At 51.2% G+C, this 23,545-nt stretch carries 21 protein-coding genes; 16 read left to right on the forward strand and 5 right to left on the reverse strand.

Annotated elements, in window-relative coordinates:
• The first annotated feature begins 141 nt into the window (after positions 1-141).
• From BD_RS04045 to BD_RS04065, 5 genes are all read left to right on the forward strand, one after another.
• A complete protein-coding gene (locus BD_RS04045) occupies positions 142-1,878 on the forward strand; it encodes an alpha/beta hydrolase family protein (RefSeq protein ID WP_011163424.1) in 1,737 nt (578 codons plus the stop codon).
• 18 nt (positions 1,879-1,896) lie between these two features.
• The gene (locus BD_RS04050) at positions 1,897-2,517 is read left to right on the forward strand and encodes a pyroglutamyl-peptidase I (protein ID WP_011163425.1); all 621 of its coding nucleotides are present in this window, start codon (positions 1,897-1,899) and stop codon (positions 2,515-2,517) included.
• Between the two features lie 77 nt (positions 2,518-2,594).
• Entirely contained in the window at positions 2,595-3,029 is a 435-nt protein-coding gene (locus BD_RS04055; RefSeq protein WP_011163426.1) for a Spy/CpxP family protein refolding chaperone, read from the forward strand.
• Between the two features lie 8 nt (positions 3,030-3,037).
• Positions 3,038-3,526: an RNA polymerase sigma factor gene (locus tag BD_RS04060; RefSeq protein WP_011163427.1), complete on the forward strand. Its 489-nt coding sequence runs from the start codon at positions 3,038-3,040 to the stop codon at positions 3,524-3,526.
• Positions 3,523-3,831 (forward strand): hypothetical protein, encoded by a 309-nt coding sequence (locus tag BD_RS04065; RefSeq protein ID WP_011163428.1) that lies wholly within the window; start codon positions 3,523-3,525, stop codon positions 3,829-3,831. Before BD_RS04060 ends, BD_RS04065 begins: the two co-directional genes overlap by 4 nt.
• Before the next feature lie 57 nt (positions 3,832-3,888).
• Here BD_RS04065 and BD_RS04070 read toward each other — a convergent pair whose 3' ends face one another.
• Entirely contained in the window at positions 3,889-4,995 is a 1,107-nt protein-coding gene (locus BD_RS04070; RefSeq protein WP_011163429.1) for an OmpA family protein, read from the reverse strand.
• 246 nt (positions 4,996-5,241) lie between these two features.
• On the opposite strand from BD_RS04070, the gene BD_RS04075 reads away from it, so the two are divergent.
• The 6 genes from BD_RS04075 (at position 5,242) to BD_RS04100 (ending at position 15,585) form a co-directional block, all read left to right on the forward strand.
• Positions 5,242-8,688, forward strand: coding sequence for a tail fiber domain-containing protein (locus BD_RS04075; protein WP_011163430.1), 3,447 nt, complete (start codon positions 5,242-5,244; stop codon positions 8,686-8,688).
• A gap of 21 nt (positions 8,689-8,709) precedes the next feature.
• Positions 8,710-9,039 carry a DUF1904 domain-containing protein gene (locus tag BD_RS04080; RefSeq protein ID WP_038452108.1) on the forward strand — a complete coding sequence of 110 codons (330 nt, stop codon included), beginning with the start codon at positions 8,710-8,712 and terminating at the stop codon, positions 9,037-9,039.
• A gap of 177 nt (positions 9,040-9,216) precedes the next feature.
• Positions 9,217-10,662 carry a L,D-transpeptidase family protein gene (locus BD_RS04085; protein ID WP_226987918.1) on the forward strand — a complete coding sequence of 482 codons (1,446 nt, stop codon included), beginning with the start codon at positions 9,217-9,219 and terminating at the stop codon, positions 10,660-10,662.
• A 120-nt stretch (positions 10,663-10,782) separates the two neighbouring features.
• Positions 10,783-12,060 (forward strand): TolC family protein, encoded by a 1,278-nt coding sequence (locus BD_RS04090; RefSeq protein ID WP_041583464.1) that lies wholly within the window; start codon positions 10,783-10,785, stop codon positions 12,058-12,060.
• 1 nt (position 12,061) lies between these two features.
• Complete coding sequence (locus BD_RS04095) at positions 12,062-15,160, forward strand: efflux RND transporter permease subunit (RefSeq protein WP_011163434.1); 3,099 nt, start codon at positions 12,062-12,064, stop codon at positions 15,158-15,160.
• 62 nt (positions 15,161-15,222) lie between these two features.
• On the forward strand, positions 15,223-15,585 hold the full coding sequence (locus tag BD_RS04100; RefSeq protein WP_011163435.1) for a 4a-hydroxytetrahydrobiopterin dehydratase: 363 nt from the start codon (positions 15,223-15,225) through the stop codon (positions 15,583-15,585).
• 3 nt (positions 15,586-15,588) lie between these two features.
• Here BD_RS04100 and BD_RS04105 read toward each other — a convergent pair whose 3' ends face one another.
• A complete protein-coding gene (locus tag BD_RS04105; protein WP_011163436.1) occupies positions 15,589-16,461 on the reverse strand; it encodes a DUF72 domain-containing protein in 873 nt (290 codons plus the stop codon).
• Between the two features lie 178 nt (positions 16,462-16,639).
• On the opposite strand from BD_RS04105, the gene BD_RS04110 reads away from it, so the two are divergent.
• From BD_RS04110 to BD_RS04120, 3 genes are all read left to right on the forward strand, one after another.
• Positions 16,640-16,945 carry a hypothetical protein gene (locus BD_RS04110; RefSeq protein ID WP_011163437.1) on the forward strand — a complete coding sequence of 102 codons (306 nt, stop codon included), beginning with the start codon at positions 16,640-16,642 and terminating at the stop codon, positions 16,943-16,945.
• Positions 16,946-17,112: 167 nt separating this feature from the next.
• Complete coding sequence (locus tag BD_RS04115) at positions 17,113-17,460, forward strand: BON domain-containing protein (RefSeq protein ID WP_050792898.1); 348 nt, start codon at positions 17,113-17,115, stop codon at positions 17,458-17,460.
• A gap of 10 nt (positions 17,461-17,470) precedes the next feature.
• Complete coding sequence (locus BD_RS04120; protein WP_011163439.1) at positions 17,471-18,034, forward strand: hypothetical protein; 564 nt, start codon at positions 17,471-17,473, stop codon at positions 18,032-18,034.
• Positions 18,035-18,089: 55 nt separating this feature from the next.
• On the opposite strand, the gene BD_RS04125 is transcribed toward BD_RS04120, so the two are convergent.
• The 3 genes from BD_RS04125 to BD_RS04135 form a co-directional block, all read right to left on the reverse strand.
• Complete coding sequence (locus BD_RS04125) at positions 18,090-19,970, reverse strand: Lnb N-terminal periplasmic domain-containing protein (RefSeq protein ID WP_231839339.1); 1,881 nt, start codon at positions 19,968-19,970, stop codon at positions 18,090-18,092.
• 35 nt (positions 19,971-20,005) lie between these two features.
• Positions 20,006-20,455: a DUF3015 family protein gene (locus BD_RS04130; RefSeq protein WP_011163441.1), complete on the reverse strand. Its 450-nt coding sequence runs from the start codon at positions 20,453-20,455 to the stop codon at positions 20,006-20,008.
• Positions 20,456-20,601: 146 nt separating this feature from the next.
• Positions 20,602-21,501, reverse strand: coding sequence for a LysR family transcriptional regulator (locus BD_RS04135; protein WP_041583465.1), 900 nt, complete (start codon positions 21,499-21,501; stop codon positions 20,602-20,604).
• An 85-nt stretch (positions 21,502-21,586) separates the two neighbouring features.
• On the opposite strand from BD_RS04135, the gene BD_RS04140 reads away from it, so the two are divergent.
• The gene (locus tag BD_RS04140) at positions 21,587-22,696 is read left to right on the forward strand and encodes an S-(hydroxymethyl)glutathione dehydrogenase/class III alcohol dehydrogenase (protein WP_011163443.1); all 1,110 of its coding nucleotides are present in this window, start codon (positions 21,587-21,589) and stop codon (positions 22,694-22,696) included.
• Between the two features lie 16 nt (positions 22,697-22,712).
• A complete protein-coding gene (gene fghA, locus BD_RS04145; RefSeq protein ID WP_011163444.1) occupies positions 22,713-23,543 on the forward strand; it encodes an S-formylglutathione hydrolase in 831 nt (276 codons plus the stop codon).
• Positions 23,544-23,545 lie beyond the last annotated feature (2 nt).

Raw genomic sequence — 23,545 nt, forward strand, 5'->3', positions numbered from 1 at the left:
GGGGGATGTTTTGTGGAAACACGTGGTCGTCTTTGGTCGGGACTTTCCGTTATTTTGTCTAGGGTTTAGACAATCTGAGTTTTCTCTAAACCCTCTAAAAACCGCCCCCGATAAGCCTTTCGAAGTACGTGAGGTAGTAAAATGTCGCTGCAGATTTTCAGCATGTTTGTTGGGATTGGTATTGCATCATCTTTGACTTTTTCAGCTCAGGCCCAGTCTTTGGCCGATGCGCCGAAAGTCGATCTGGAAACACAGTTCTATCAGGAACTGGCGAAAGAAGCTGGTCAGGATGTTCCGACAGCAAAAGGAATTTTTGAGGAAGTTCCGGATGGATTGAGTACCAAAGAAATCACTCCTTCCTGTGATCCGCGCCGCTTCGAAGACAGCATTATTGGCAAGAAGTTGAGCACGGCCCAGTACTATAATGTGGCGCGCGCTTACTTTGCTAAATGTTCAGGCGAGCTGACGCAGAAATCATGGACAGGCCTGCTGGGTCTTTTGAAATTCTCCAAATTCCAGTATCCATTCTTCTCGCACCCTCAGGTGAAAGAGTTCATGGTTAAACTTCCTGATGGCACCCGTGTCCCAGGGGTTTTGGCCTTGAAGCAGGATGCGCGTCCGCGTCCGTTGGTCATTGTGAAGTGCGGGGTGTTCTGCTCGGCTTCCCAGTCGGCTTCGATGAAAAGCTATCTGATGCACTTGTTTGACCAGTCTCCGTTCAACGTTTTGCTTTTGGCGAATCAGACGGGCATGGATTACATCTATTACAATAAGCGCGTGACTCTGGGCGGTTGGTCGGAAGGTTATGAAGCCATTGAAGTTGGCAAATGGATGATGGAAAAGTGGGAGCACAAAGACCGCATTTCCAGTCTGCACCTGATGGGTATCAGTCTTGGAGGTAATGCCGCCGTTATGGGGGCCGCATTCAATGACAAGTATCTTTTGCCGAATGGTCGTAAGGTTTATAACTCTGTAACAGCAATTTGCCCGGTGATCAGTCTTCGCCCGACGCTGGATCATTTGTATGGCACGCAAGTGGTGGGCCGTGCGTTTGCGAAAATGACGAAAGAGCACTTCAAAGAGGCTCGTAACTATGTCACCGATGTGCCGGATCTGATCACGGACAATCACATTCCTTCAAGTCGCAAGGACATGGCGGACTATATTGGTTCATTGGCCTCCACATCCCTGCAGCGTCGTGGGATTGCCAGCACCACGCCAGCCTTCTTTAAAAGTAACAACTTCTGGAACTGGAAAGAGGAAGTCAAAACACCTTTGATGGTATGGGCTTCAAAGGACGACTCGGTGGTGAACAACCGTGTCAATGCGGAAGTGATGGAGCATGATGATCTGTATGAAAAGTCAGCGAACGTGGGTGTGTTGAATCTGAAATACGGCAACCATTGTGGATTCTCTTCATCCTATGGGGCCCAGGCCTCGGCAGCAGTTTTGCGCACGTTTGTTCTGACTCACAGTCCGGAGTTTGTGGACACTTACAACACCAAGCAAGAGATGCCTTGGACCTTTGGATTCAAAAAATTGGGCTCGCAGTATGAGCACATTGGCCAGAGCTGGCACTTTTACTCCAATTCCAATCAGGCGAAGGTTGTCTTCCGTCTTTTCAACTGGAATGGGGGACGTGATTGTGCAGATAAGGGCCCTTGGTCCGGCAGTGGCCTATGCACCAGCACGCGTGAGTACTGGGTGCCAATTTCATCTTTGAGTAAGATGGGCGCACGTGTACCTCGTACCGATGCTGAAGCGCAGGCCTTGACCCGTGAATTCAACACGAAAGTGGAATTCCGTATCAAAGGCCATCCGCTGAATGGTACATATAGCAGTGACTTCTATATGACATGGCGAAGCCACTTCGAATAGGGGTAGCCACTTCGAATAATGAACAATAAAAAGATTCTTCTTACGGGGTTTGAACCATTTCTGGGCGAACCCATCAATCCCAGCCAAATCCTTCTTGAAAACATCAAGAGGGATTTGACGTTTAATGATCAGGTGCACACGCTGCTGCTGCCAGTGTCTTTTGCAAAAGCCCCAAGGCTTGTGGCAGCGGCAATGGCGATGCAAACTTACGATGTGGTTTTGATGTTGGGACAAGCCGGTGGTCGCAAGAATATCTGCCTTGAGCGTGTGGGTTTGAACTGGAATGAAACGGAAAGACCCGACGAAGATGGCAGCACCCCGGTGCGGGGGAGTATTTCCCCGGAAGCACCCGCCGCGCTTTTCACTGCGGCCCCCGTTGAACAGTGGATGCAGCTTCTGAAAGAGCATCAGATCCCGGTGGAAATTTCTCTGAGCGCGGGCGGCTATGTCTGCAACAATGTTTACTTTAGAACTTTGCAGGTGCTGGGCTCTTCACCCGGGACTGTGGCCTGCTTTATACATGTCCCTTACCTTCCGGAGCAAGCTGAGGGTAAAGCGGAACGTCCAGCTTCAATGGAGCTGGAGACCATGCTAAAGGCCGTTAAAACGATTCTCAGATCGATTTTAGAGGGACCCTGATCATTAGGGTCCTAGACAATAATTTTTGAACCTGGTGGCAGATGCTGTCGTCTAAATATTCAAAACAGGAGGAAACCATGAAGTTTAATCTGGTTTTGGCAGGAGCCCTCGTCGCGACAATGATGTCTACAAATGCCTGGGCTCGATCGGGGGGGCGTGATCATCACAAGAATGATGAGATTGCTTTGGAAAATCATTTCAGCCCTAAAAAGATGAAAGAGCTGAATCTGACCGAGGAGCAAAAAGAAAAGCTCAAAGCCATCCGTGAAGCGGCGAAGGCGGAGAAACAAAAATGTCGCGAGGATATGAGGACGGCCCGCAAGGCCTTCAAGGAAGCTTTGCGCAGCAATGCCTCCAAAGAAGCGGTGACTGCCGCTTATCAAAGCATGCTGGAAAAAAAGCAGCAGTTGTCTAAGGCTCGCCTGGACACGTTGCTGTCGGCCCGCGATGTTTTGACGGAGGAGCAGAGAGCCAAGTTATTCAGCCATGGGTCCCAAGGATCTGAGGAGTAGGCGCTTTTGTGAGTTTTTCTGATGCCGCTGACTTTGCGAAGTTCTATGAGGCCCATGCACCCAAAGTGCGGGGCCTGTTGTTTCGTTTGGTTGGTGAGTCCGCCTTGAGTGACCTGACTCAGGAGGCATTTATGAAAGCCTGGGAACATCGAAACAAGTTCCGTGCGGAAAGTGAGGCCTCAACCTGGCTTTATCGTATTGCCTATAACTGCGCTGTGGATCATCTGCGCAAGGCGGGGCGCAAGGAAGAAGTCAGTCCCGAGCAAGTGGAAGAAAGTCTGGAAAAGAATCTTTCCAACCGAGAACTGGTTGATCTGGCCTTGGGCACATTGGAGATGGATATGCGTGCGGTGGTGGTTCTTTTTTATCTGGAGGATCAATCCTTGAAGGATATTGCGCTGGCACTGGAGATCCCCGAGGGAACAGTGAAATCCCGTTTAAGCCTGGCTCGTCAGAAGATGAGCGATTTACTGGGTAAGAAAGGAGTGAGTCTATGAGTGATGATTCATTCAAAAATTTTCTTAAAGAAAATGCGGCCCCGGTGCCGGACGCCCCTTTGGGAGAGTCCTCGCGGATCTGGCGCCACATCGAAGATCGCAAGCACCGTCGTCAGCGGGCGTGGTGGGTGCTGGTGCCTGCGATGGCGGCGACTCTGGCCCTGGTGATTGCGGTGAAAACCCAGAAGCCTGCGGTGGTGGCAGGGGCGGAAGAGGATTATCTGTATCAGGAATGGAGTGAGTTTTCCAAGGAAGTCGATTCCGACTTTGATCAGGACATGGCTATCATGTTCAACGGCGAATAAAAAAACGCGAACCCCGTGAGGGCTCGCGTTTTTGGATACTATTGTTTCTGGTAGTTTCTAGCGGATGGTAGAAAGAGCGCGTTTCAAAGCCTCTTCATCCTTCACACCGACAAAGACCAGTTCTGCACGGCGGTCTTGGGATCGGATGCCTGTAGAGTCAGTTGCTCCTTTACCCACAGCTTCAACATTCGTGAAGCCATTTCTTTCCAGGATATTTTTCACGGAGTCCGCGCGGGCTTGAGAGATTCGTTGATTGATCTCATCAGTTCCTGTGGCGTCGGCATAGCCGTGAATTTCGACTCTTTCAACCAGGTCTGGATTTTCATTCAGAACCTTGGCCACCTGCTGCAGTTTGCGATTGTCAGCTCCGGAGATTGCATATTGAGATGATCGGAACTGAATCGCGCTGCCGGCTCCGGCAATCATATTCATGTTCACATCTTTCAATGCGGATCCGGCCTCAACAGCAGCCACTGGACGAGCTGGTTCCACACGTTCCTGATAGGTGATGTCCTCTTGGACCTCTTCCATCACAGTCGGTTCAGCTGCGGCTGTGGATCTGACGGATGGTTTATAAGCGCTTGGGTTCCATCCGATCTGCAGATCGATCATGTACATGCCGACTTGCTGTTCGGTATTGTTCGTCAGGGCTTGGGCGCGAACACCCAGGCGGGCCAACCAGCTTGGAGTCATGTTAAACTCTTTCAACAGTTGCAAACCTACAAAGTGGGCATCAGCCTGATCTGCGGTGTAGTTTTCACCTTGGTTGTACAATTGATTGCCCACGACACCGAACTGCCAGCGATTTTCAGAGATATAGCGGGCCGCAAATTCCAATGCACCATCGGTGATCGCGGTGTCATTGGTCGTGCCGGTGGACTGACTGAATTGCTGGTTGCTTACACCGTAACCGAGGTCCATGACCCAAGGGCTTTCCATATACAGGGAACCCAGCAGTTTGATTGTGGAAGGTGTCCCTTCAGTTGCGCCATTGGTTTCATAGCCAGTGTAACCACCACCCAATCCCAGGAAGGGAAGAACTCCTCGGGGAGTCGTTTGCGCCTCCTCTTTGGAAAATTCCAATGCACTCGTCGTCGCTGAGTCTTGGTTGGCCTGTGCCGTCAGACCGACACTAAGCAAAGCTGTTAGAATGATTGTTTTCATAGTCTTCTCCTTTTTTGTAGAACGTCTTCAGTATTCTCCTTGTGGGGAAGGGGTCAATTTTTAGGAGGTCTGAGTGGGGGGTCTTTGTTGAGATAAATAGAAGTCACTCTACTAAAAGTCCTGAGCTGCCTTACGAACGTGTCATGTTCTGTCATCTACGCAGGTATGAGCGGTAATTGGACAGAGGTGAGGAGTATTTCTTTTATTCAGTTAAATATCGACTAAAAGGGCGCCGATAAGTATTTCATGAAGAACCACGGAACGTACTTTTTCTTCGCTTTCTTCTTTCTGTCTCAATTTGTGACAGCGGCCCCTAATTCTCTGACTTACCAGGGGCGGATTCTGAAAGTGGATGGAACTCCACTGGAATACAATAACGTCAGCTTCAGTTTTGAAATCACCAGTCCTGACGGTTTGTGTGTGATTTATCGTGAACAGGTTAACGGGATCAATCTTGCCAACTCTGGGGGCGTATTTGACGTGCCTATTGGCAACGGAACCAAAGGGTATCCGGCGGCACCGACATTTAAACTTTTGGATGCCTTTCAGAACTCCGGAACCAGCTTCACCTGTGATGGCGGAGCCATATACACTCCGGCCTTTGATGAGATTCGTCGTCTGCGTGTGCAGTTTCATGATGGCTCTGGTTGGAAGCTGATCTCTCCTGATTCTGAAGTCCGTTCTGTGCCCTATGCGGGCTTTGCTTACTCGGCAGCGAAGCTGGGCGGCAACACCGCCGCAGACTTTGTGTTGCGGTCGGTGATTCCGACGTGCGGGGCAGGGACATTCCTTAGCTATAACGGAACTAATTTTTCCTGTGCGGCAGTGGCGGGTGCCAGCGGGGGGACTGTTACAGATGTGACTTCCTCCAATGCCTATCTGACTGTTGTGAATGGAACTTCAACTCCCACGCTGACATTGAATGTGGGGACGGCGGCGAATACGGTGGCGGCGGGGAATGATGCCCGTCTTTCCGATGCCCGTGTTCCAACGGGCAGTGCGACCGGTGACTTGAGTGGAAATTATCCCAACCCGACGGTCGCAAAGATCCAGGGTGTGGATGTGTCGTCAGCGGCTCCGACCAGCGGGAACTTCCTGAAGTACAATGGGGCTCAGTGGGTTTCATCGGCCATCGCCACCGGGGATGTTACTGGCTTGGCCGCCACACTCAGTGGCTACGTCACGCAAAGTTCTTTTAATACTGCGGTGGGTGATGCAGGTTGTTCGACGGGACAGACTATGTACTGGTCTGCGGGCCTGGGTAAATTCCTCTGTCAGAACGTGGACGTCGGGGTAGGCTCCCTGACGGTCAACGCGCCACTGACTCAAGGGGGGACGGCAAGTGCTCCGCTGCTGGGGATTCAGACGGCAAGTGGGTCACAGGCAGGGGCTTTGAGTGCTGCCGACTGGACAACCTTTAATGGCAAGCTGGGCACAACATTAAACTCTGCCAACATCTTTGTGGGGAATGGCTCTAATGTTGCCACAGGTGTGGCAATGAGCGGAGACGCTAGTTTAAGCAATACAGGAGCTGCAACGGTGGTCGGGCTTCGTGGAAAGACCATCAGTGCCACGGCACCAACTTCCGCTGGGCAGATTCTAAGGTATGATGGCGTCTCGTCCTATGTTCCGGCCTTCCTGTCTCTCGCAGATATTCGTTCAGCGGTGACGGCCACCAACACCATGTTCCCGACAACCAGTTGTACGTCTTCGCAGACACTGACCTGGTCCTCTTTGACGGATACGATGGTGTGTTCCAATATTGTGGTTTCAGCCTCGAACTTTGGATCACAGACAGCAAAAACATTCCTGGCGGCACCCAGCGGAGGGAACGGGACCCCGTCTTTCCGAACCATCGCCGCCGCGGATCTGCCGGATGTGTTTTTAAAGAATGGCAACACCTTTGCTTCGGACGTCAGCCTTGGAACCGATGACTGGTATGGATTGAATATTGAAACCAACAATCAAACCCGCATTGCAGTTCATCGTGACGGGAATGTGGGGATCGGCGCGACAAGTCCTTCTGCCAAACTGCAGGTGCACGGAACTGCCGGAGTGAACGGTGACTACGGTGTGGCAGCCTTTCAGGATGCATCCGCCAACGGACTGAGTCTGGGCTATGACAGCGGTAACAGTTGGTCGTGGTTGTATTCCCGTACAGTCGGGACAGCTCCGCGCGGAATGGCTTTTTTCACCCATAACAGCAATCAAACGCCGGACATGCTGATCACAAGTGGCGGTCTTGTCGGGATTGGCACGGCCACTCCGGCAGCACCGTTGCATGTGACGGGGAATGTGAACGGTACCATTCTTGCCGGGCGGGCGGTGGATTCAAACATCGGGGCCGAGATCGCGTTTTACAAATCGCGTGGTACGGATGCGGCCCGCACAGCGGTGCAGGCCGGAGACCGCTTGATGGGCCTTTATGGTTTGGGGGCGTATAATGCAACCAACTTCTCGTCAAATTCCGGTGCGGTTCAGATTCTGGCGGCCGAGAATTTCACAGCAACCGCCCACGGGACCAGTATTGATTTTGGCACGACGGCTTTGGGGACGACGGCTCGTCAAACGCGCATGACGATTTCTTCTGAAGGCGCGGTGGGTATTGGAACCACCAACCCGTCAGGCATTCTGCACGTGACGGGTTCTTCCACGGCGGATGTCATACAGTATCTTTTGAATACGGATGACACAGGAGCCGCGTCGCGAGCACTCTTCCTGTTTGGAACAGCTCCGTCGGGGGCTCGTTATGGTTATCTGTCCCATCAAGGGGCGGGGTACACGGGGCCGGGCTCCTTGACAGCGCAAAAACCACGGGCAACTGTGGTGGCGGGTACGGACACGGGTGGATTGAATCTCTATTCGACCTCGCAAATTGGAATGTGGATCGGTTCCACTGAAGCGCTGCGGGCCAGTACCAACGGCTACATCGGTATTCAGGCCGACACCCCAAGACAGCCGTTGGAAATCAAAAAAGGCCATTTCTTCCATACGGGCGGTGACTTGGTTCACTTCTTCAACAGCTATCACAATGGCACTCTCAGATATGGGGGATATTCTGGAGCTTCGGGTTACGCTGGTGGAGTGGGCTTTTCGCCGGTGAATGGGTCTTTGTACTTTACGACTTCCGCAGATGCGGGGGCGGCCGATGCCGCGGTCACAAACTCGGTGACTCATATGTTGATTGATAAGAACGGAAATGTCGGGATCGGAGCCACGATCCCATCTTATAAGCTTCATGTCGTGGGAACCGCGGGATTGAGCACGGGAACGGCTTGGACCAACGCTTCGGACCGTCGTCTGAAAGACATCCATGGCAACTATGAATACGGACTGAATGAGATTCTGAAGCTGCGCACGATTCGTTATAACTATAAAGAGGGCAATCCCCTGAAGCTGCCATCGGATGTTCCAATGACGGGATTTGTCGCCCAGGAAGTCCAAGCGGTGATTCCTGATGCAGTAAAAAAACGGGAAGACGGCTATCTTGAATTGAATGTGGATCCGATTCATTGGGCGACGGTGAATGCTGTCCAGGATCTGCATGGTATCTGCCAAGACCATGATCGTCGCATTGCTTCCGTTGAAGAGGATAATAAGATTCTGCGTCGGGAAAATGCCGAACTTAAAAAACAGTTGCAGCAGCAGGCTGCGGATTTGGAACTGATCAAAACCCGTTTGGGTATCAAATAGTCCTGTGGTATGCTTCCCCACATGCCACACATCAGAATGCGCGCCGTAAAAAAAGAACATGTTCAGCTGCTCAGTGACAGCCTTGCCAAAGAACTGGCTCCGGCGATGAAAACTCCGGTCGATAACTTCACTTTTGAACTGGTCCAGACACAGTTTTTCTCTGGCGGGCAGCAAACCGATTCTTATCCCTTCATTGAAGTCCTTTGGTTTGCCCGTTCTCAGGAAGTTCAGGATGAATGTGCGTCGATTATCACCCGGCAGATCAAGTCCATCGCCGATTATGAGGATGTGGTGATTGTCTTCCAGGTTCTTGCAAAAGAAGCCTATTATGAAAATGGGATCCATTTTTAAACTCTTCCTGTCAAAGTTTTAGACACCTTTTGGGCCTGCATTGCAGGGCCCTCATTGAGCTTCGCAGGGTATTTCTTTCATAGCACCATTTCTCAAACCCGGTTCTATTTGAATAGAGGGTGCCAGCGTCCATTCACGCTTCTTGCTTTATGGCTGGTTGCAATGAATGGAGATTATATGAAAGCTTCTTTAGTCGGAGTCGCAGCAGCGGTTCTTATGAGTGTTTTGGCTGGTTCCCCTGTCTCTGCCCAGGTCGCGGATGCTTCCGCCCAGGTTGTGAGTAAGAGCCAGTTGATCGTAGGTAAGCGTTACTATATTTCAGTCGATACGCTGAACGTTCGCTCCAGCAACTCCACCACCGCTAACAATGTGATTGGCAAGCTGTCCAAGAATGATGTGGTGGAAGTGTACGACGTGTTGAACGAGGCGACGCCGCTGGTTCAGGTGAAGATCATCAAGTCCACCACTGTCTCTCCATATATATCTTCTGATTTCTTTGTGTCCAAAGATTATCTGAGTGAGCGTGAGCTGACCTTGCCAACGTCCCGTTATTTTGTGGTTCAGAATATTGCCACAGAAAAAACCCGTATTTATGAGCGTTGCACGGCGACTCCGGGATGTGCTCATAAAATGGTGATGGAAACCGACATGGTTGTGGGCCGCCCTGAAGAGGGTGATGGTCAGGATGACAACGCCTATAAAACATGGGTGGGTCATTCCCGTATTTCTGAATGGGTGAAGTTCTATCAGGACGGCAAGGCCTTCTATCCTCGCTGGTACACTCCAGGTCAGAACATCAAAGACATTCCAGATCCAGTGACAGACAGCATGAGCCTCTACATGGGTGCAAGAAAATGGCTTCGTAAAAATGAACAGGGTAAGACTTCCAACTATGGCGCCTTTGGTTGGTATGCAGCCAAGTTGACTCCAGCCGGTGAAAACGGCGGTGTGAACTATCAATGGATCCACGGCACGATGGGCTGGGGCAAAGATGGTTCCAAACCAATTGAAATCACACGCATGAAGATGATCAACTTCTTCAGCAACCCGGGTTCTCATGGCTGCACGCGCTTGGAAAATCAGGCGGTGGCCTACATGAGACACCTCTTGGGTCCGGGCACTGACATCTATCGCGTGTATGCTCGAGAGGCTTCTCGTGAGGCAGCTCCGTTCTCCAGATACCGTGATTCCCAGCGCCCTCTTCCTTGGGAATGGATGTTGTTGACCAACGGCGCGGCGCAGTCCAACGGTTTGACGGCGGATGCAGCGACGATCCGTGCTCAGGGCATCAGTGCTGTTCCTGGGGTGAATCTGATTGAACGTGGTGTTTATCAGGTGGACCGCTATCCGACGGTGATGCCTTTGAACTACAGTAAATCTGCGGCTTCCGGCTTGTCCGGGGATCGTTATGAGATCGACAAGAATCTGAAAAAGGGCCAAGGCTCAAACTTCCGTGGCTATTTCCTGGTTGATGAAGGTCGCTTCGTAAGTTACTCCCACCCGAACTACAATGCAACGGGCGGTGCGATTCGTGTAGGTGGTATGGCTGACTTCATGGACTCTGTTCCTGCGCTCCTGCAGGCGGGTGCTGGTAACTACTATCCACCAGCTATTATCAAATAATTTTCACCAAACGTGGAAGATGGAAAGGCCGAAGGAAACTTCGGCCTTTTTTTATCTGGCCCAACGCGCCTTTAAAATAATCTGTCTTGAAAATTGCGAGGCCTCAGTAAGAATAATGGGATGCTACGAAAAACATCTCTTTCAATTGTGTGTCTTTCCGCAGTTCTTTCTTCAGGTGCTTATTCTGCGACTTTGCAGGAGGCCTATCAGTCCGCTTTGCAGAAAAATGAGACTGTCGGAATCCAGAACGAACAAGTTCAACAAATTCGTGAGCGAGTAAAGCAGGTCCGGGGAGGAATGTTCCCGCAGATTAATGCCAACGCCACTTATTTCATGCAGCCGGCGCCCTCTGATCCGGTGGCAAAGCAGTTCTTCCCAGAGCGGCAGACCACAGTCGCCTTGACGGCGAATCAGGTTTTGTTCCGGGGATTGCGTGAATTCGCAGCCGTCCGTCAGCAAAAAGATCTGGTGCAGTCCCAGGCAGAGATCCGCAATCAGGCGCTGATTCAGCTTTATCAGGATGTCACCAGTTCGTATTTGAACATCCTGACGCTGGAGCAGGATTTGGACAACATCTCTGTTCAGCTGAAAATCTATGATGAACGGGTGAAAGAGCTGTCTTCGCGAGTGCGCCGGGGGGAATCCAGTTCATCTGATGCGCTGACCGCACAAAGCAGCCAGGCTGCTTTAAACGCTGAATTTGAAATCATCACCGGAAATCTGAAAATGGCGCGTGAAGCTTTTGCCTTCCTGACGGGCCTTCCCACAACAGAGCCTCTGACTGATCCGGAGCTGGCAAAATCAGTGAAAGTCGCGCCCTTGCAGTCCTATCTGGACAGGATTGAAAGCCGGCATGATGTGAAGGCGGCCCGCAGCCAGCATCAGGCTATGGAAGAGGAAGTCAGTATTGCCAAAGGGGCGCACTGGCCTTCGTTGGATCTGACCGGCAACTATTATTTCAAAAGACCGGATGGTTTCAGCGAGGATCTGAACTGGGACGTGCAGTTGAAGCTGACGGTGCCACTGTTTGAGGGCGGCACGACTCAGTCCCGCGTGCGAGAGGCCGCGTCCAAGCGCATTGAAGCGGACTTGCTGCTGTCCCGCTTGCGTCGGCAGGCTGATCAGGAAATCCGTGCGTATTATGAAAACTTTAAAACACGCTTGAAGCAGGTCGAGGCTTTGGAAAAAGCCGGGGAGCTGTCCGAGCGCAACTACAAGGTTTTACAGAAAGACTATCGCCGTGGACTGGCTCGCAATATCGATGTGCAGATGGCTTTGACTGATTTCAGGATCGCGGCCCGCGCCCTGGATCAGGCCCGTTTTGCGGCCCAGATGGAACTGGTGAAGCTGAAAGTGGCTTCGGCAGAAATTGAAGTTCCGAAAGTGAAGGAAGACTAAGATGACATTGTCTGATTTATCTATTCGCAGACCCGTCTTTGCCTGGATGTTGATGTTCGGTCTGATCGTCTTTGGGGCGATCAGCTTTATGCGCATGGGCGTCAGTGAACTTCCGGATGTGGACTTCCCGGTGATTTCCATCTCCGTGCGCTACGAGGGCGCGGCTCCGGAAGTGATGGAAGCCGATGTTATTGACCCGATCGAAGATGCCCTGATCAGTATCCAGGGTGTGAAGAATATTTCTTCGGTGGCCCGTAACAGCACCTCGGACATCACAGTGGAGTTCGATCTGGAGCGCGATATTGATGTCGCCTTCCAGGATGTGCAGGCCAAGATGTCCCAGATTCAGGATGCTTTGCCGCAAAACATGGATTCACCGACGGTGATGAAAATTAATCCTGAGGACTTCCCGATCATGTGGCTGTCTCTTTCCAGTAACAAGATGCCACTGGAAGAAATGATGGTCTTTGTAAAGGACTATGTCCGGGACCGTTTGACGACAGTCCCAGGGGTGGGGAACCTGTGGATGCCGGGTTATCTGGAGCCGAACATGCGGGTCTGGGTCCGCAATGAAGACCTGAATCGTTATGCTCTGTCAGTGATTGATGTGACCAACACTCTGCGCACGGAGCATGCGGAACCTCCCGCCGGACGTGCGGAGTACAACAAAACCGAATACAGCCTGCGCACGTTGGGTGAAGCCAAAACCATCGAACAGTTCAACAAGATCCTGGTGAACTCCCGTGGCGGTGGACCGAACTATATGCCGATTCCTCTGGAAAAAGTGGTGGAGTTTAAAGAGGGCATGGTCGATGTCGTGCAGTTTGCGCGTGCCAACGGCAAAGCAGCCGTGGGCCTGGGCGTGGTCAAACAACGCGGCTCGAATGCGGTGACAGTGGCTCACGCAGTGAAGGGCCGCATTGCCGAGATTCAAAAGACCCTGCCGGAAGGAATGCAGATCGTTGTGAATTATGACGGCACCAAGTTCGTGGAAGAGTCCGTGCACGAGCTGGTGTTGACCCTGATTCTGGCGGCCATTCTGACTTCTTTGGTGTGCTGGCTTTTCCTGGGATCCTGGTCATCAACCTTCAACGTTTTGCTGGCGATCCCGACATCCGTGCTGGGAAGTTTCATCATTCTTTACTTTGCCGGCTTCACCCTGAATATCTTTACATTGATGGGTTTAAGTTTGGCGATTGGTATCGTCGTCGATGATGCCATCATGGTTCTGGAAAATATCATCAGGCACCTGGAAATGGGGAAAACCAAACGCGAAGCCGCTCTGGTTGGAGCCAGAGAAATCACCTTCGCCGCCATGGCGGCTTCTGTGTCTCTGGTGGCCATCTTCTTGCCGATCGCGTTTATGGAAGGTCTGATCGGTCGGTTCCTGTTCCAGTTCGGTGTGACCATGAGTGCTGCGGTCATGATTTCCCTTCTGGAAGCCCTGACGCTGACACCGATGCGTGCTTCTCAGTTTGTGGATACCGGAGAGCGCACCACCCGTATCGGCCGCGGATTTGAGCATCTGTTCGACCGTCTTAAGAATGCCTACACACGCAGTCTGGAGATCTCGTTGAACCATCGCTGGAAGGTGATTCTCGCCTCATTGTTTTTCTTTGTCTTGAGCTTTGGATCAGTGGTCTTCCTGAAAGGGGAGTTCCAGCCGGCGCAGGATCAAAGTTCCCTGATGATTCAAATCAGCAATCCACCCAAATCAGCTATTTCATTCACCGACGAAAAGGTGAAGATCATTGAAGACTTCCTGCTTAAACGTTCCGAAGTCAGTTCGACCTTCGTGGCGGCCGGCGGCTTCACCGGTGGTGAAGCCAACAATGCCATCATCTTTGTCGACATGAAGCCCAAAGGCCAGCGTGGCAAGTCTGCGGAAAAGAACAAAGAACTGAGCCAGCAGGAATTCATCGAAGTTGTGCGTGAGTACCTGAATAAAACCATCCCGGATTCGAAACCCCAGGTGCAGGATCCGTCAACCCAGGGCTTCGGGGGCGGCGGAGGCAAGGGCTTCCCGGTGGAGTTCAGTATTCAGGGGCCGGATTGGAATGAGCTGGGTAAATTCTCAGAACAGATTGTGGAGGAGCTTAAAACCAGCAAGATCATGACGGACGTCAGTTCGGACTATCAGGCCGGGGCTCCGGAAGTACAGATCATCCCGAATCGTCAAAAGGCGGCGGATCGCGGTGTCAGTGTGATTGCCATCGGCGAAGTTCTTAATGCGATGATGGGTGGCGTGGTGGTTGGAAGCTATGAAAAGGGCGGGCATCGTTATGATATTCGCGTGAAGATGCTTGAAAACGGCCGCAATCCGCAGGAGCGCATCAAAGATCTGAAAGTGCGCAACAACCGCGGGGAGCTTGTTCCAATTGCTTCGGTGGTTGATATCAAAGAGGCATCCGTTGCTTCCAGCATTTCGCGCAAGAACCGTCAGCGGTCGATTATCATTTATGGAAATATCGGCCCCGGTCTGAGTCAGCAGCAGTCCGTGGACAAGGCCCAGGAAGTTGCTCGCAAGGTTCTGCCGGCGGAATACAAAGTTTTACTGAGTGGATCTGCTGAAGAATTCCAGCAAAGCTTCATGAGTCTGATCTTTGCCCTCGTGCTTGGATTTATCGTGGCTTACATGATTCTGGCTTCCCAGTTTAACAGCTTTATCGATCCGGTGACGGTCTTCATGGCCTTGCCATTCAGCTTCTCAGGGGCTTTCCTGGCGCTGTTGATTGGGGGTCAGTCTTTGAATATCTTCAGCATGATCGGTTTGATCTTGTTGATGGGTATCGTGAAAAAGAACTCCATCCTGCTGGTGGATTTCACCAATCAAAGAAGGGATGCTGAAAAGATTCACGTGCATCAGGCACTGATCGAAGCGTGTCCGACACGTCTTCGTCCGATCCTGATGACATCCTTTGCGACCATTGCCGGGGCTGTGCCGGCGGCCATGAGTCTGGGCCCGGGAGCAGAGGCCCGGCAGCCGATGGCTATCGCGGTCATCGGCGGGGTGTTTGTTTCCACCTTCCTGACTCTTTACGTGGTTCCTTGTGTCTATAGTCTGTTTGCTCGATTCGACAGACGGGAAACTTCTATGTAAACTGTCAGATTGAGGCCTTCGTGAGCTTAAGCGACAATGGAGTTTAAGCAAACGGAGGCCCTATGATGAGTCAGACGGAACTCTTAAGAAAGAAAAGTCACCCGGTCGATCAGGCGCTCACCCCGGAAGAAATCCAACAATATCTCACCGTCCTGGATGGCTGGAGCCTGCAGGGCCTTCATATCGCCAAGTCATTTGAATTTAAGAACTACTATCAGACCATCGCCTTTGTGAATGCTATTGCCTTTATCGTTCACACGGAAGATCACCATCCGGAGCTGGAGGTAGGCTACAATCGCTGTGTGGTCAAGTTTTACACCCATTCTGTGAATGAGGGGCTGGGTGGTATTTCTGAAAATGACTTTATTTGTGCGGCGAAGATCGACGCCTTGGCAGGCAACCAGTTTGCTCCGATGTCCCACTGATTTTCAGCTTTTGTTCAGAAGCAACATCAGCCCTTCAGCATCCTGAGGGGCTTTGATTTTTAAGTCATTGTCAAAGAAGACAAAAATGTCACGGGTGCTGCTGTTCGCCGGAGGCAGCAAAGTCAGACTGTCTTTGGGGCTTTTCCCTTGAGCCCATATCTTGAGTCGCTGAGCCCACCAGCGAAGCTGTTCCGGCTGGTAGCCTTTCTTATAGAAACTGTCGTCGCCATGCAGACGCAGGTACAGAAAGTCACTGGTGACATCTTCCATATAGGGCCACTTGCCAGCGGTCTCAGCAAAGACCAGCGCTACATTATTGCGACGAAGAAGTTTTATAAATTCAGGGTTTTCAAAACTGTGATGGCGAACCTCGATGGCATGGCGGATCTGCTTTTTTATTCCGGCCAAATCGGGAGGATAACCATCGTGAAAGCGTTCTGATTTTTCAGCAAATTTTATGGCTTCGGCAAAGGTGCGGGGAAGCAGGCGAAAGAAAGTTTCAAGGCGATCTTCTTTCTCTGGATTGAACACAAAGTTTGGAGGCAGTTGCCACAGAAAGACCCCCAGCTTTTCGCGCAGATGCAAAACTCCAGATGCAAAAAAGTTCGCCAGGGGCATTTCAACGTCTTTCAGCCGGCGGATGTGAGTGATGTACTGCGGTCCTTTTACGGAGAAAACAAAATCTTCCGGGGTTTCCGAATACCAATGAAGATAAGTGGAGGGCTTTTGATATGAATAGAATGATCCATTGATTTCAATCGATGACAGATGTCGGCTGGCAAAGAAAAGCTCTTTCTTCTGGGGAAGATCCTGGGGATAAAAGGTGTTTCGCCAGGGTGGATAGACCCAACCTGACGTGCCGACTCTGTATTCCATGCTTCTATTTTAGTTTGTACGAAATTGTTTTTCATTCGGAAGTCCGTCGGTTCTTTAAGATACAAAAATACCTAACCAGATTTCTTTGGATATTTTGATGGACGCTTCTTAATTGTATCGTCGTTGACGGTTGCCACTGGACTTTATCAGACTGACTTCACAAAAAAAGGAGTTCTGCATGAAAACGATTTTGATGTTTTTGATCACGGCATCCTCTTTGACTGCGGGTGCGAAGTTTTTGGAAAGCCACTATGGGAAATTGAGAACCAGTGGACATGTGCACAGCTGTTCATTCCACAACAGTACTGGAGGCACACTGGACATGAAGTATGTTGTCTTTACGTTTGCACCTCCATCGGGTGACAGCGCTGATTATGATGTCCAGGAGCGCATTGATCAGGTTGTTGAGGCGGGGGACACCGCCAGCGCTTCGGTTCGTGAAGTGCGTGGGCGTCCGTTGTGGTGTCGATTCCTTGCTAGGTAATGTCCAGGGCGGATCCGGTATCAAGGTCCGCCCTTTATGTTAAAGTTTTGTGTTGCTTGTGGATCTCCACCGGTTTCTATGGCTTCTTGGCATATTTTGGATGCAATGGTTCCCAAGGTTCGGGATCCATAGTTACATGTGGCGGGATTAACCAATGGAGGTCCATCATGAACTTCAGACATCTGTTTGTCGGTTTACTTATCAGTGCAGTAGCCTGCACGTCGCTTGCAAAAGGCGATGACTCCTATTCCACCACGAAAAAAGACACCACCACGACAGCCACTGACCAGGGGATGAAAGAAACGGATACGATTCTGACCCGCGCTATTCGCGAAAAGATCAACAGCGATGGTTCGGTGTCGATGATGGGAAAAAACATCACCATCGTCAGTCAGAACGGCATGGTGACATTGAAAGGGGCTGTGGCCTCGCAGAATGAAAAGAACAAGATCAGCAAGATTGCCAATGAAATTTCCGGTAACAAAGTCACAGACCAGATGACGGTCAAAAAATAGGAGTTCCAAGATGGAAAAAGGTCACAAGTCGGTTTTTGGTATTTTTAGAAATCGGGGTCAGCTAGAAAACTGTGTGGACCGCCTTAAGGCGGAAAGCTTTCGTAACAGCGACATTTCAGTCTTGATGCCGCAAAAATCCGAAACACGGGATTTCGCGCATGAAAAAGGAACCAAGGCGCCCGAGGGGGCCACAGTCGGAGCTGGTGCCGGAGCGATTATCGGCGGAAGCCTGGGCTGGCTGGTGGGGGCTGGTGTGATCGCCACGATTCCTGCGTTGGGCCCGTTGGTTGCTGCAGGTCCGATCATGAGCGCCTTGGCAGGGCTTGGAGTCGGTGGCGCGATCGGCGGACTTGGGGGAGCACTGGTGGGTATCGGTATCCCAGAGTACGAAGCCAAACGCTATGAAGGTTATGTGAAAGACGGGGGTATTCTTATCTCTGTTCACGTTGATGATGGTGAATGGGCGGACAAGGCCGAGCGCATCCTCAAGGAATCCGGTGGGGAGGACATCTCCAAAGCAGGAGAAGTTCGCGGGGATAAATCTTCCCAGCGCGATCTGCGCTCTCATCCTTAAGGTTCTTTAGCTGCGGGCCCCGTTTCACGCGGGGCTTGTGAAACCTAAGCAAAGTCTAGTAGTGGTAAAGCAGGCGGGCCTCAGCGCGCTGTACGGAGTTTGTATCTTCACCGGACAAACGTAGACTTAGGGATTTATTCAGACTGAAGTTCGCACCCAGTGTGTTCTGACGATATTCATGCTCCATCCCTTTGTAGTCATAGCGATAGTAGCTTTCAGCGAATAACGCAAACCAGTCACGATTCCAGCGCGCACTTACGGCAGGTCCGGCACCGATTTTCCAGGTGTCACCGTTAAAGTCCGGGCTGGTTTGGCCAGTGGCTCGCAACCACAGACTGAGATCAAGATCATTCCAATAAGACTTCGTGATGCCGGAGCCTCCGCTCAACTCCGTCCAACGGCACAAAGAAGAGCAACCGTTTTCGTAGCCCCGTTCGACCGAAACTTTCAAGCGCCAGGAGAAGCCCTTGTTGAAAGCATCAACTGGTGACAGCGAAATGACTTCGTAAAGGGTGGCCTTATCCAGCGCCACTTCCTCGGAGTCCGGATTGAAGCTGAAGCTGAAAGACCCCATGGTGATTTCAGCGGTGGGTGGATAGCCTTTTTTAGGGTCCAGCAGGTCATGCAGAGACAGCTTGGCGTCGAGCAGATAGAAACGCTCAGAATTCCACTCGCGGTATCCCGCGCCCCAACGACGGGACCCTTGGGCATCGTGTGGGGCTTCGTTCCAGGGCGCAGGGACAGTCAAAGGTTCCGAGGCGCCACCCAGTTCAGCGCGGGCCAGCAGGATGTCTTTTTTAAACAGGTAAGCACCTTGTTTGCGCAGAATCTCTTTTGGATACCTGAAATCCAGATAGTCCATGGCGGCATCCAGTGTGTCGCGCTTTTGCTGGGTTTGCAGGCCCTCGACAAGCTGAGGCAAAGACTCGTTCCTGGCGAACTGGCGGATGCGTTCTTGTTCGACAGACCCCAGCTTTTTATAACGGGTGTCGAATGTGGCGCGGATGGAAGGACGATAGTGGATGTTCTTTACCAGACCGTTTTGTTCATACAAGGTTCCTACGGTGTCAGCAGGCATCACCTGGGATTTTAAATCCTTGGTGAGGTTCAATGAGGGCCGGGCGGCTTCCAGCAGAGCCAGAATGCGGTAAGAGCAGTTTTCTTTAAAGTAGTGATAGTTGAATTCAGCACTGATCAATTCCCAGATGTTGGCGACGATCAGTTGTACTTCGTCAGGGGTGAAGTTCAGGTCATATTCCCACAAGTCCCGGGATTCAAAGTCGTTGTATTCGCGAACCTTGTAGTAATACGGATTGATGTCAAAGGTTCCGGGCATCAGGCCGGACACGCCGAGGAATGAATAGATAAACGGATTGTCAGAAACTTTCACCGCAGCATAACCGACGCCATAATCAGAAAGCTCGTAGCGTTCGCCGTCACGGGATGAGGCGCTTTTATTGATGCGCAAGAAGGTGTGCCCAAACGCCGAAGCGGGATTGTTGAGATAGTAGGATGAAAACACATAGGTCAAAGACTGCGGCTGCAGGATTTCCAGGAATCTTTCATAGCGTTCACAGGAAGGTGAAGGCAGTTTTTGGCCGCTGATTTTTTCCAGCCACAGTTTGCGTGCGGGAAAAACGCAGGCCGCGGATTCATTGAACTGTCCATCTTTGGATTTGATTTTCTTTTCCGGGTCCAGAAGAGCCGAGATGGTGGCTTGCAATTCCAGAGCGGGATTTTCTTTTCCATCGGGGTGCAGGAAGAAAGCGGGATTTTCGGCTGGGCTGGTATAGCCGCCAAAGAGGTTCTTATCATATTGCAGAAGTCGCAACCACTGGATGTTGTCGGCCCAGTTTTCCGTGGAGGCACGGGAGGGCAGATCGTTGGTTGCCAGAGCCATCGAGGACACAGTCAGAAAAAAAAGCAAAAGCCCCATTTTCATGAGGCTTTTGTTGCAGAAACTCAAAGTCATTAGCCTTGGCAAGATTGAGCCAAAGTAACGATTTTTTCAGAAGAGTTTACACCTGGAGCGTAGATCTCTTTGTAGTTCTGTTGAAGAGTGCTGTTGAATTTGGAATCACAGCCCAGCATGTTGTTCAAAGTGGACAGAGTCTCACCTTGGCCACGAGCGATGTCGTTTTCCAAAGCCACAGAGTTGGATTCGATGAAGGAGTTTACTTCAGCTTTGGCAAAAAGACCTTTACCGCAGTTGGAAGTACCGGAAGTGATACCGAAAGTTTGAACACCAGTACCGTTCAAAGTTGCAGCGATAACTTGCATCGCGCCTTCTTCGTTACCGAAAACCAAGGAACCCAAACCGCAACCTGCTACGCCATAAACGCCAGTGCCTTTAAGGCCGGAAGCAGCTTGCACAGATACAGCAGAACCCAAAACAGCCAATGCTACGATGAATGATTTCACGTAATCCCCTTTTTAAACGCTCGACTTAATTGTCGAAGACCTAAAAATTATGAAAAACGAAGTGGAACTTGGCAAGGACTCATCGGGTGCAGCCAGATAAACTTGCCTTTATTGACACGGAAGTCTGGATTTGCTCAAAAAACAGGCTAAAAGAGGACGTCCGCATAGTCATCTGACAGGTGCTTTTTAACTTCTTGAATAAAGATCTTCACATTGATGTTTTGTTTGTGACGAATCGGGGTGACGGCCCAGATGTCTTTGCGGCCTTCGCTGAAATTTTCAAGCAGAGAAATCAGGCGGCCCTTTTTTATGTCTTCAAAGGCATACGAGCCGGGAAGTCTTGCGATACCCAGACCGGTCAGCGCCGCTTTTTGTAATACTCGTGGGTTGTTGCATTTGAAATTGCCCTTCACTGGTATGTGGAAAGATTTTCCCCGTTTACGGAAGCTCCAGGAGGATCTTTCCCCGATGCAGTTGTGGTTCGCCAAGTCTTCGGGCTCTTTGAGGCTTGGCGCTGCACTCAGATAAGCTTTGGAGGCCACAACGTATTCGACCCGCGAGGCAATTTTAGTGGCCAGCAATGAAGAGTTCTCCAAGTGTCCTATGCGAATGGCCACGTCGAATTTTTCCTCGATCAAATCCACAACCCGGCTGGAAAAATCCAGTTCGATCTTCAGATCGGGATAGCGCTTGGCCATGTCAATCACCACGGGGGCGATGTACTCTTCCCCAAAGATTCCCGCCAGCGTAACACGCAGAACTCCGCGGGGTGTGTTCGACAGATCCAGGATTTCTTTTTTTGCGGAATCCAGGTTTTGCAATGACTGACGGCAGGTTTCCAGAAAGCGTTCGCCGACGCTGGTCAGTTGCACCTTGCGGGTGGAGCGGACAAACAGGGCCACTCCCAGGTCGGACTCCAGCAGACTGATGGTTTTACTGATATGGGACTTGGAAACACCCAGGGCTTGAGCGGCTGCCGAAAAGCTTCCGGAGTCGGCAATTTTGACGAAAGCGATGATTCCCTGCAAAGATCTTATTGTTTCCATATAGAAACAGTATTGTTCCGTTCGTTGCCTAGTCAAGCGGGGGTTCGGAAATTATAATTCCTTCTTATTAACTAAGGAGAATCACATGAAAATCAAAGCCGCAGTCGCCTGGAAAGCCGGAGCCCCCTTGTCTATCGAAGAAGTGGATCTGGAAGGACCCAAAAAAGGCGAAGTCCTGATCAGGGTTGTTGCCACGGGCGTATGCCATACGGACGCCTTCACATTGTCCGGGGCGGATCCTGAAGGTTTGTTTCCGGTGATTCTGGGCCACGAAGGTGGTGGTATCGTTGAGGAGGTCGGAGAAGGTGTGACCACTTTGAAAAAAGGCGATCACGTGATTCCGCTTTATACTCCTGAATGCAAAGAGTGCAAATTCTGTCTGTCTGGTAAGACCAATCTGTGCGTGCGCATCCGTGCGACTCAAGGCAAAGGGCTGATGCCGGATGGGACGTCCCGCTTTTCTAAAGACGGAAAAATGATTCATCACTATATGGGCTGCTCCACTTTCGCGGAATACACCGTCGTTCCGGAAATCGCTTTGGCGAAAGTCAATCCGGCCGCACCGCTGGACAAAGTATGTTTGCTGGGGTGCGGAGTCACCACCGGGATCGGTGCTGTTTTGAACACGGCGAAGGTTGAAAAGGGTGCGACTGTGGCGGTCTTTGGTTTGGGCGGCATCGGTCTGTCTGTCATTCAGGGCGCAAAAATGGCGGGGGCTTCCCGTATCATCGCGATCGACATCAACGACGCGAAATGGGAAATGGCGCAAAAATTCGGCGCCACGGACTTTGTAAATCCCAAGAAGCACGACAAACCCATTCAGCAGGTGATTGTGGAAATGACCGAATGGGGCGTGGACTATTCCTTCGAGTGTGTGGGGAATACTCAGTTGATGCGTGCGGCATTGGAATGTGCGCACCGTGGCTGGGGGCAGTCCATCGTGATTGGTGTGGCTGGCGCCGGGCAGGAGATTTCAACCCGTCCATTCCAACTGGTCACGGGCCGCGTGTGGAAGGGCTCTGCATTCGGTGGCGTAAAAGGACGTACCGAACTTCCAGGTTATGTGGAGCAATACATGTCTGGCGAAATCAACATTGATGACATGGTGACCTTCACAATGCCACTTGAAGATATCAACAAAGCCTTTGATTATATGCATGAAGGAAAAAGCATCCGTTCTGTCATCAAGATGTAGAGCGGGCGGGGGATCCATGAATCTGACACCTTTAAAAACGCATAAAACATTCCAGGGACTGACGCAGTTCTGGGAGCACGATTCTGCTGTGACTAAAACCAAGATGAAGTTTTCAACCTTCATCCCCGAGGGCAAAGCCAAAGGCTGTGTGATCTGGCTTTCAGGTCTGACCTGCACCGATGAAAACTTCATCACCAAAGCAGGAGCACAAAAATATCTGGCAGAGCATCAGCTGATGGTGATCTGTCCGGACACTTCGCCGCGGGGCTTACAGCTTCCCGGGGAACATGACACCTATGACTTCGGCTCTGGCGCGGGCTTTTACGTGGATGCGACAGTGGATGGTTATAAAGACCACTACAGGATGTACAGCTATGTGAATGATGAGCTTTATTCTCTGATACAGAAACAGTTTGAAGTGTCTGCTGAGCACATCTCCATCATGGGGCATTCGATGGGGGGGCATGGTGCTTTGGTTCTGGGGTTGCGCAATCCCGGGAAGTATCGTTCAGTTTCGGCGTTTTCACCGATTGTGAATCCGGCGCAGTGTCCTTGGGGGCAAAAAGCCTTCACTGGATATCTGGGGAGTGATGCCAGTGTGTGGTCCCAGTACGACGCCACAGAATTGGTAAGTAGTGGTGCCCGCCATCCGGCCAAAATCCTGATTGATCAGGGAACGCAGGATGAATTCCTGCAAAAAGGCCAACTGCTGACTCAGAACTTTGAAGGTGCCTGCAAAACGGCGGGGCAACCTTACGAAGTCAACTACCGAGAACAGTACGATCACAGCTATTACTTCATTGCGACTTTCATCGAAAGTCACATCAAGTTTCACGCAAGTGTGTAAAG

The sequence above is a fragment of the Bdellovibrio bacteriovorus HD100 genome, assembly GCF_000196175.1.
In the GTDB taxonomy this organism is placed as follows: domain Bacteria; phylum Bdellovibrionota; class Bdellovibrionia; order Bdellovibrionales; family Bdellovibrionaceae; genus Bdellovibrio; species Bdellovibrio bacteriovorus.

What these genes read in the sequence shown, in the direction of transcription:
- BD_RS04045 (WP_011163424.1), top strand. Translation starts at nt 142, where the DNA reads ATGTCGCTGCAGATTTTCAGCATGTTTGTTGGGATTGGTATTGCATCA.
- BD_RS04050 (WP_011163425.1), top strand. Translation starts at nt 1,897, where the DNA reads ATGAACAATAAAAAGATTCTTCTTACGGGGTTTGAACCATTTCTGGGC.
- BD_RS04055 (WP_011163426.1), top strand. Translation starts at nt 2,595, where the DNA reads ATGAAGTTTAATCTGGTTTTGGCAGGAGCCCTCGTCGCGACAATGATG.
- BD_RS04065 (WP_011163428.1), top strand. Translation starts at nt 3,523, where the DNA reads ATGAGTGATGATTCATTCAAAAATTTTCTTAAAGAAAATGCGGCCCCG.
- BD_RS04070 (WP_011163429.1), bottom strand. Translation starts at nt 4,995, where the DNA reads ATGAAAACAATCATTCTAACAGCTTTGCTTAGTGTCGGTCTGACGGCA.
- BD_RS04075 (WP_011163430.1), top strand. Translation starts at nt 5,242, where the DNA reads ATGAAGAACCACGGAACGTACTTTTTCTTCGCTTTCTTCTTTCTGTCT.
- BD_RS04080 (WP_038452108.1), top strand. Translation starts at nt 8,710, where the DNA reads ATGCCACACATCAGAATGCGCGCCGTAAAAAAAGAACATGTTCAGCTG.
- BD_RS04085 (WP_226987918.1), top strand. Translation starts at nt 9,217, where the DNA reads ATGAAAGCTTCTTTAGTCGGAGTCGCAGCAGCGGTTCTTATGAGTGTT.
- BD_RS04090 (WP_041583464.1), top strand. Translation starts at nt 10,783, where the DNA reads ATGCTACGAAAAACATCTCTTTCAATTGTGTGTCTTTCCGCAGTTCTT.
- BD_RS04095 (WP_011163434.1), top strand. Translation starts at nt 12,062, where the DNA reads ATGACATTGTCTGATTTATCTATTCGCAGACCCGTCTTTGCCTGGATG.
- BD_RS04100 (WP_011163435.1), top strand. Translation starts at nt 15,223, where the DNA reads ATGATGAGTCAGACGGAACTCTTAAGAAAGAAAAGTCACCCGGTCGAT.
- BD_RS04105 (WP_011163436.1), bottom strand. Translation starts at nt 16,461, where the DNA reads ATGGAATACAGAGTCGGCACGTCAGGTTGGGTCTATCCACCCTGGCGA.
- BD_RS04110 (WP_011163437.1), top strand. Translation starts at nt 16,640, where the DNA reads ATGAAAACGATTTTGATGTTTTTGATCACGGCATCCTCTTTGACTGCG.
- BD_RS04115 (WP_050792898.1), top strand. Translation starts at nt 17,113, where the DNA reads ATGAACTTCAGACATCTGTTTGTCGGTTTACTTATCAGTGCAGTAGCC.
- BD_RS04120 (WP_011163439.1), top strand. Translation starts at nt 17,471, where the DNA reads ATGGAAAAAGGTCACAAGTCGGTTTTTGGTATTTTTAGAAATCGGGGT.
- BD_RS04125 (WP_231839339.1), bottom strand. Translation starts at nt 19,970, where the DNA reads ATGGGGCTTTTGCTTTTTTTTCTGACTGTGTCCTCGATGGCTCTGGCA.
- BD_RS04135 (WP_041583465.1), bottom strand. Translation starts at nt 21,501, where the DNA reads ATGGAAACAATAAGATCTTTGCAGGGAATCATCGCTTTCGTCAAAATT.
- BD_RS04140 (WP_011163443.1), top strand. Translation starts at nt 21,587, where the DNA reads ATGAAAATCAAAGCCGCAGTCGCCTGGAAAGCCGGAGCCCCCTTGTCT.
- fghA (WP_011163444.1), top strand. Translation starts at nt 22,713, where the DNA reads ATGAATCTGACACCTTTAAAAACGCATAAAACATTCCAGGGACTGACG.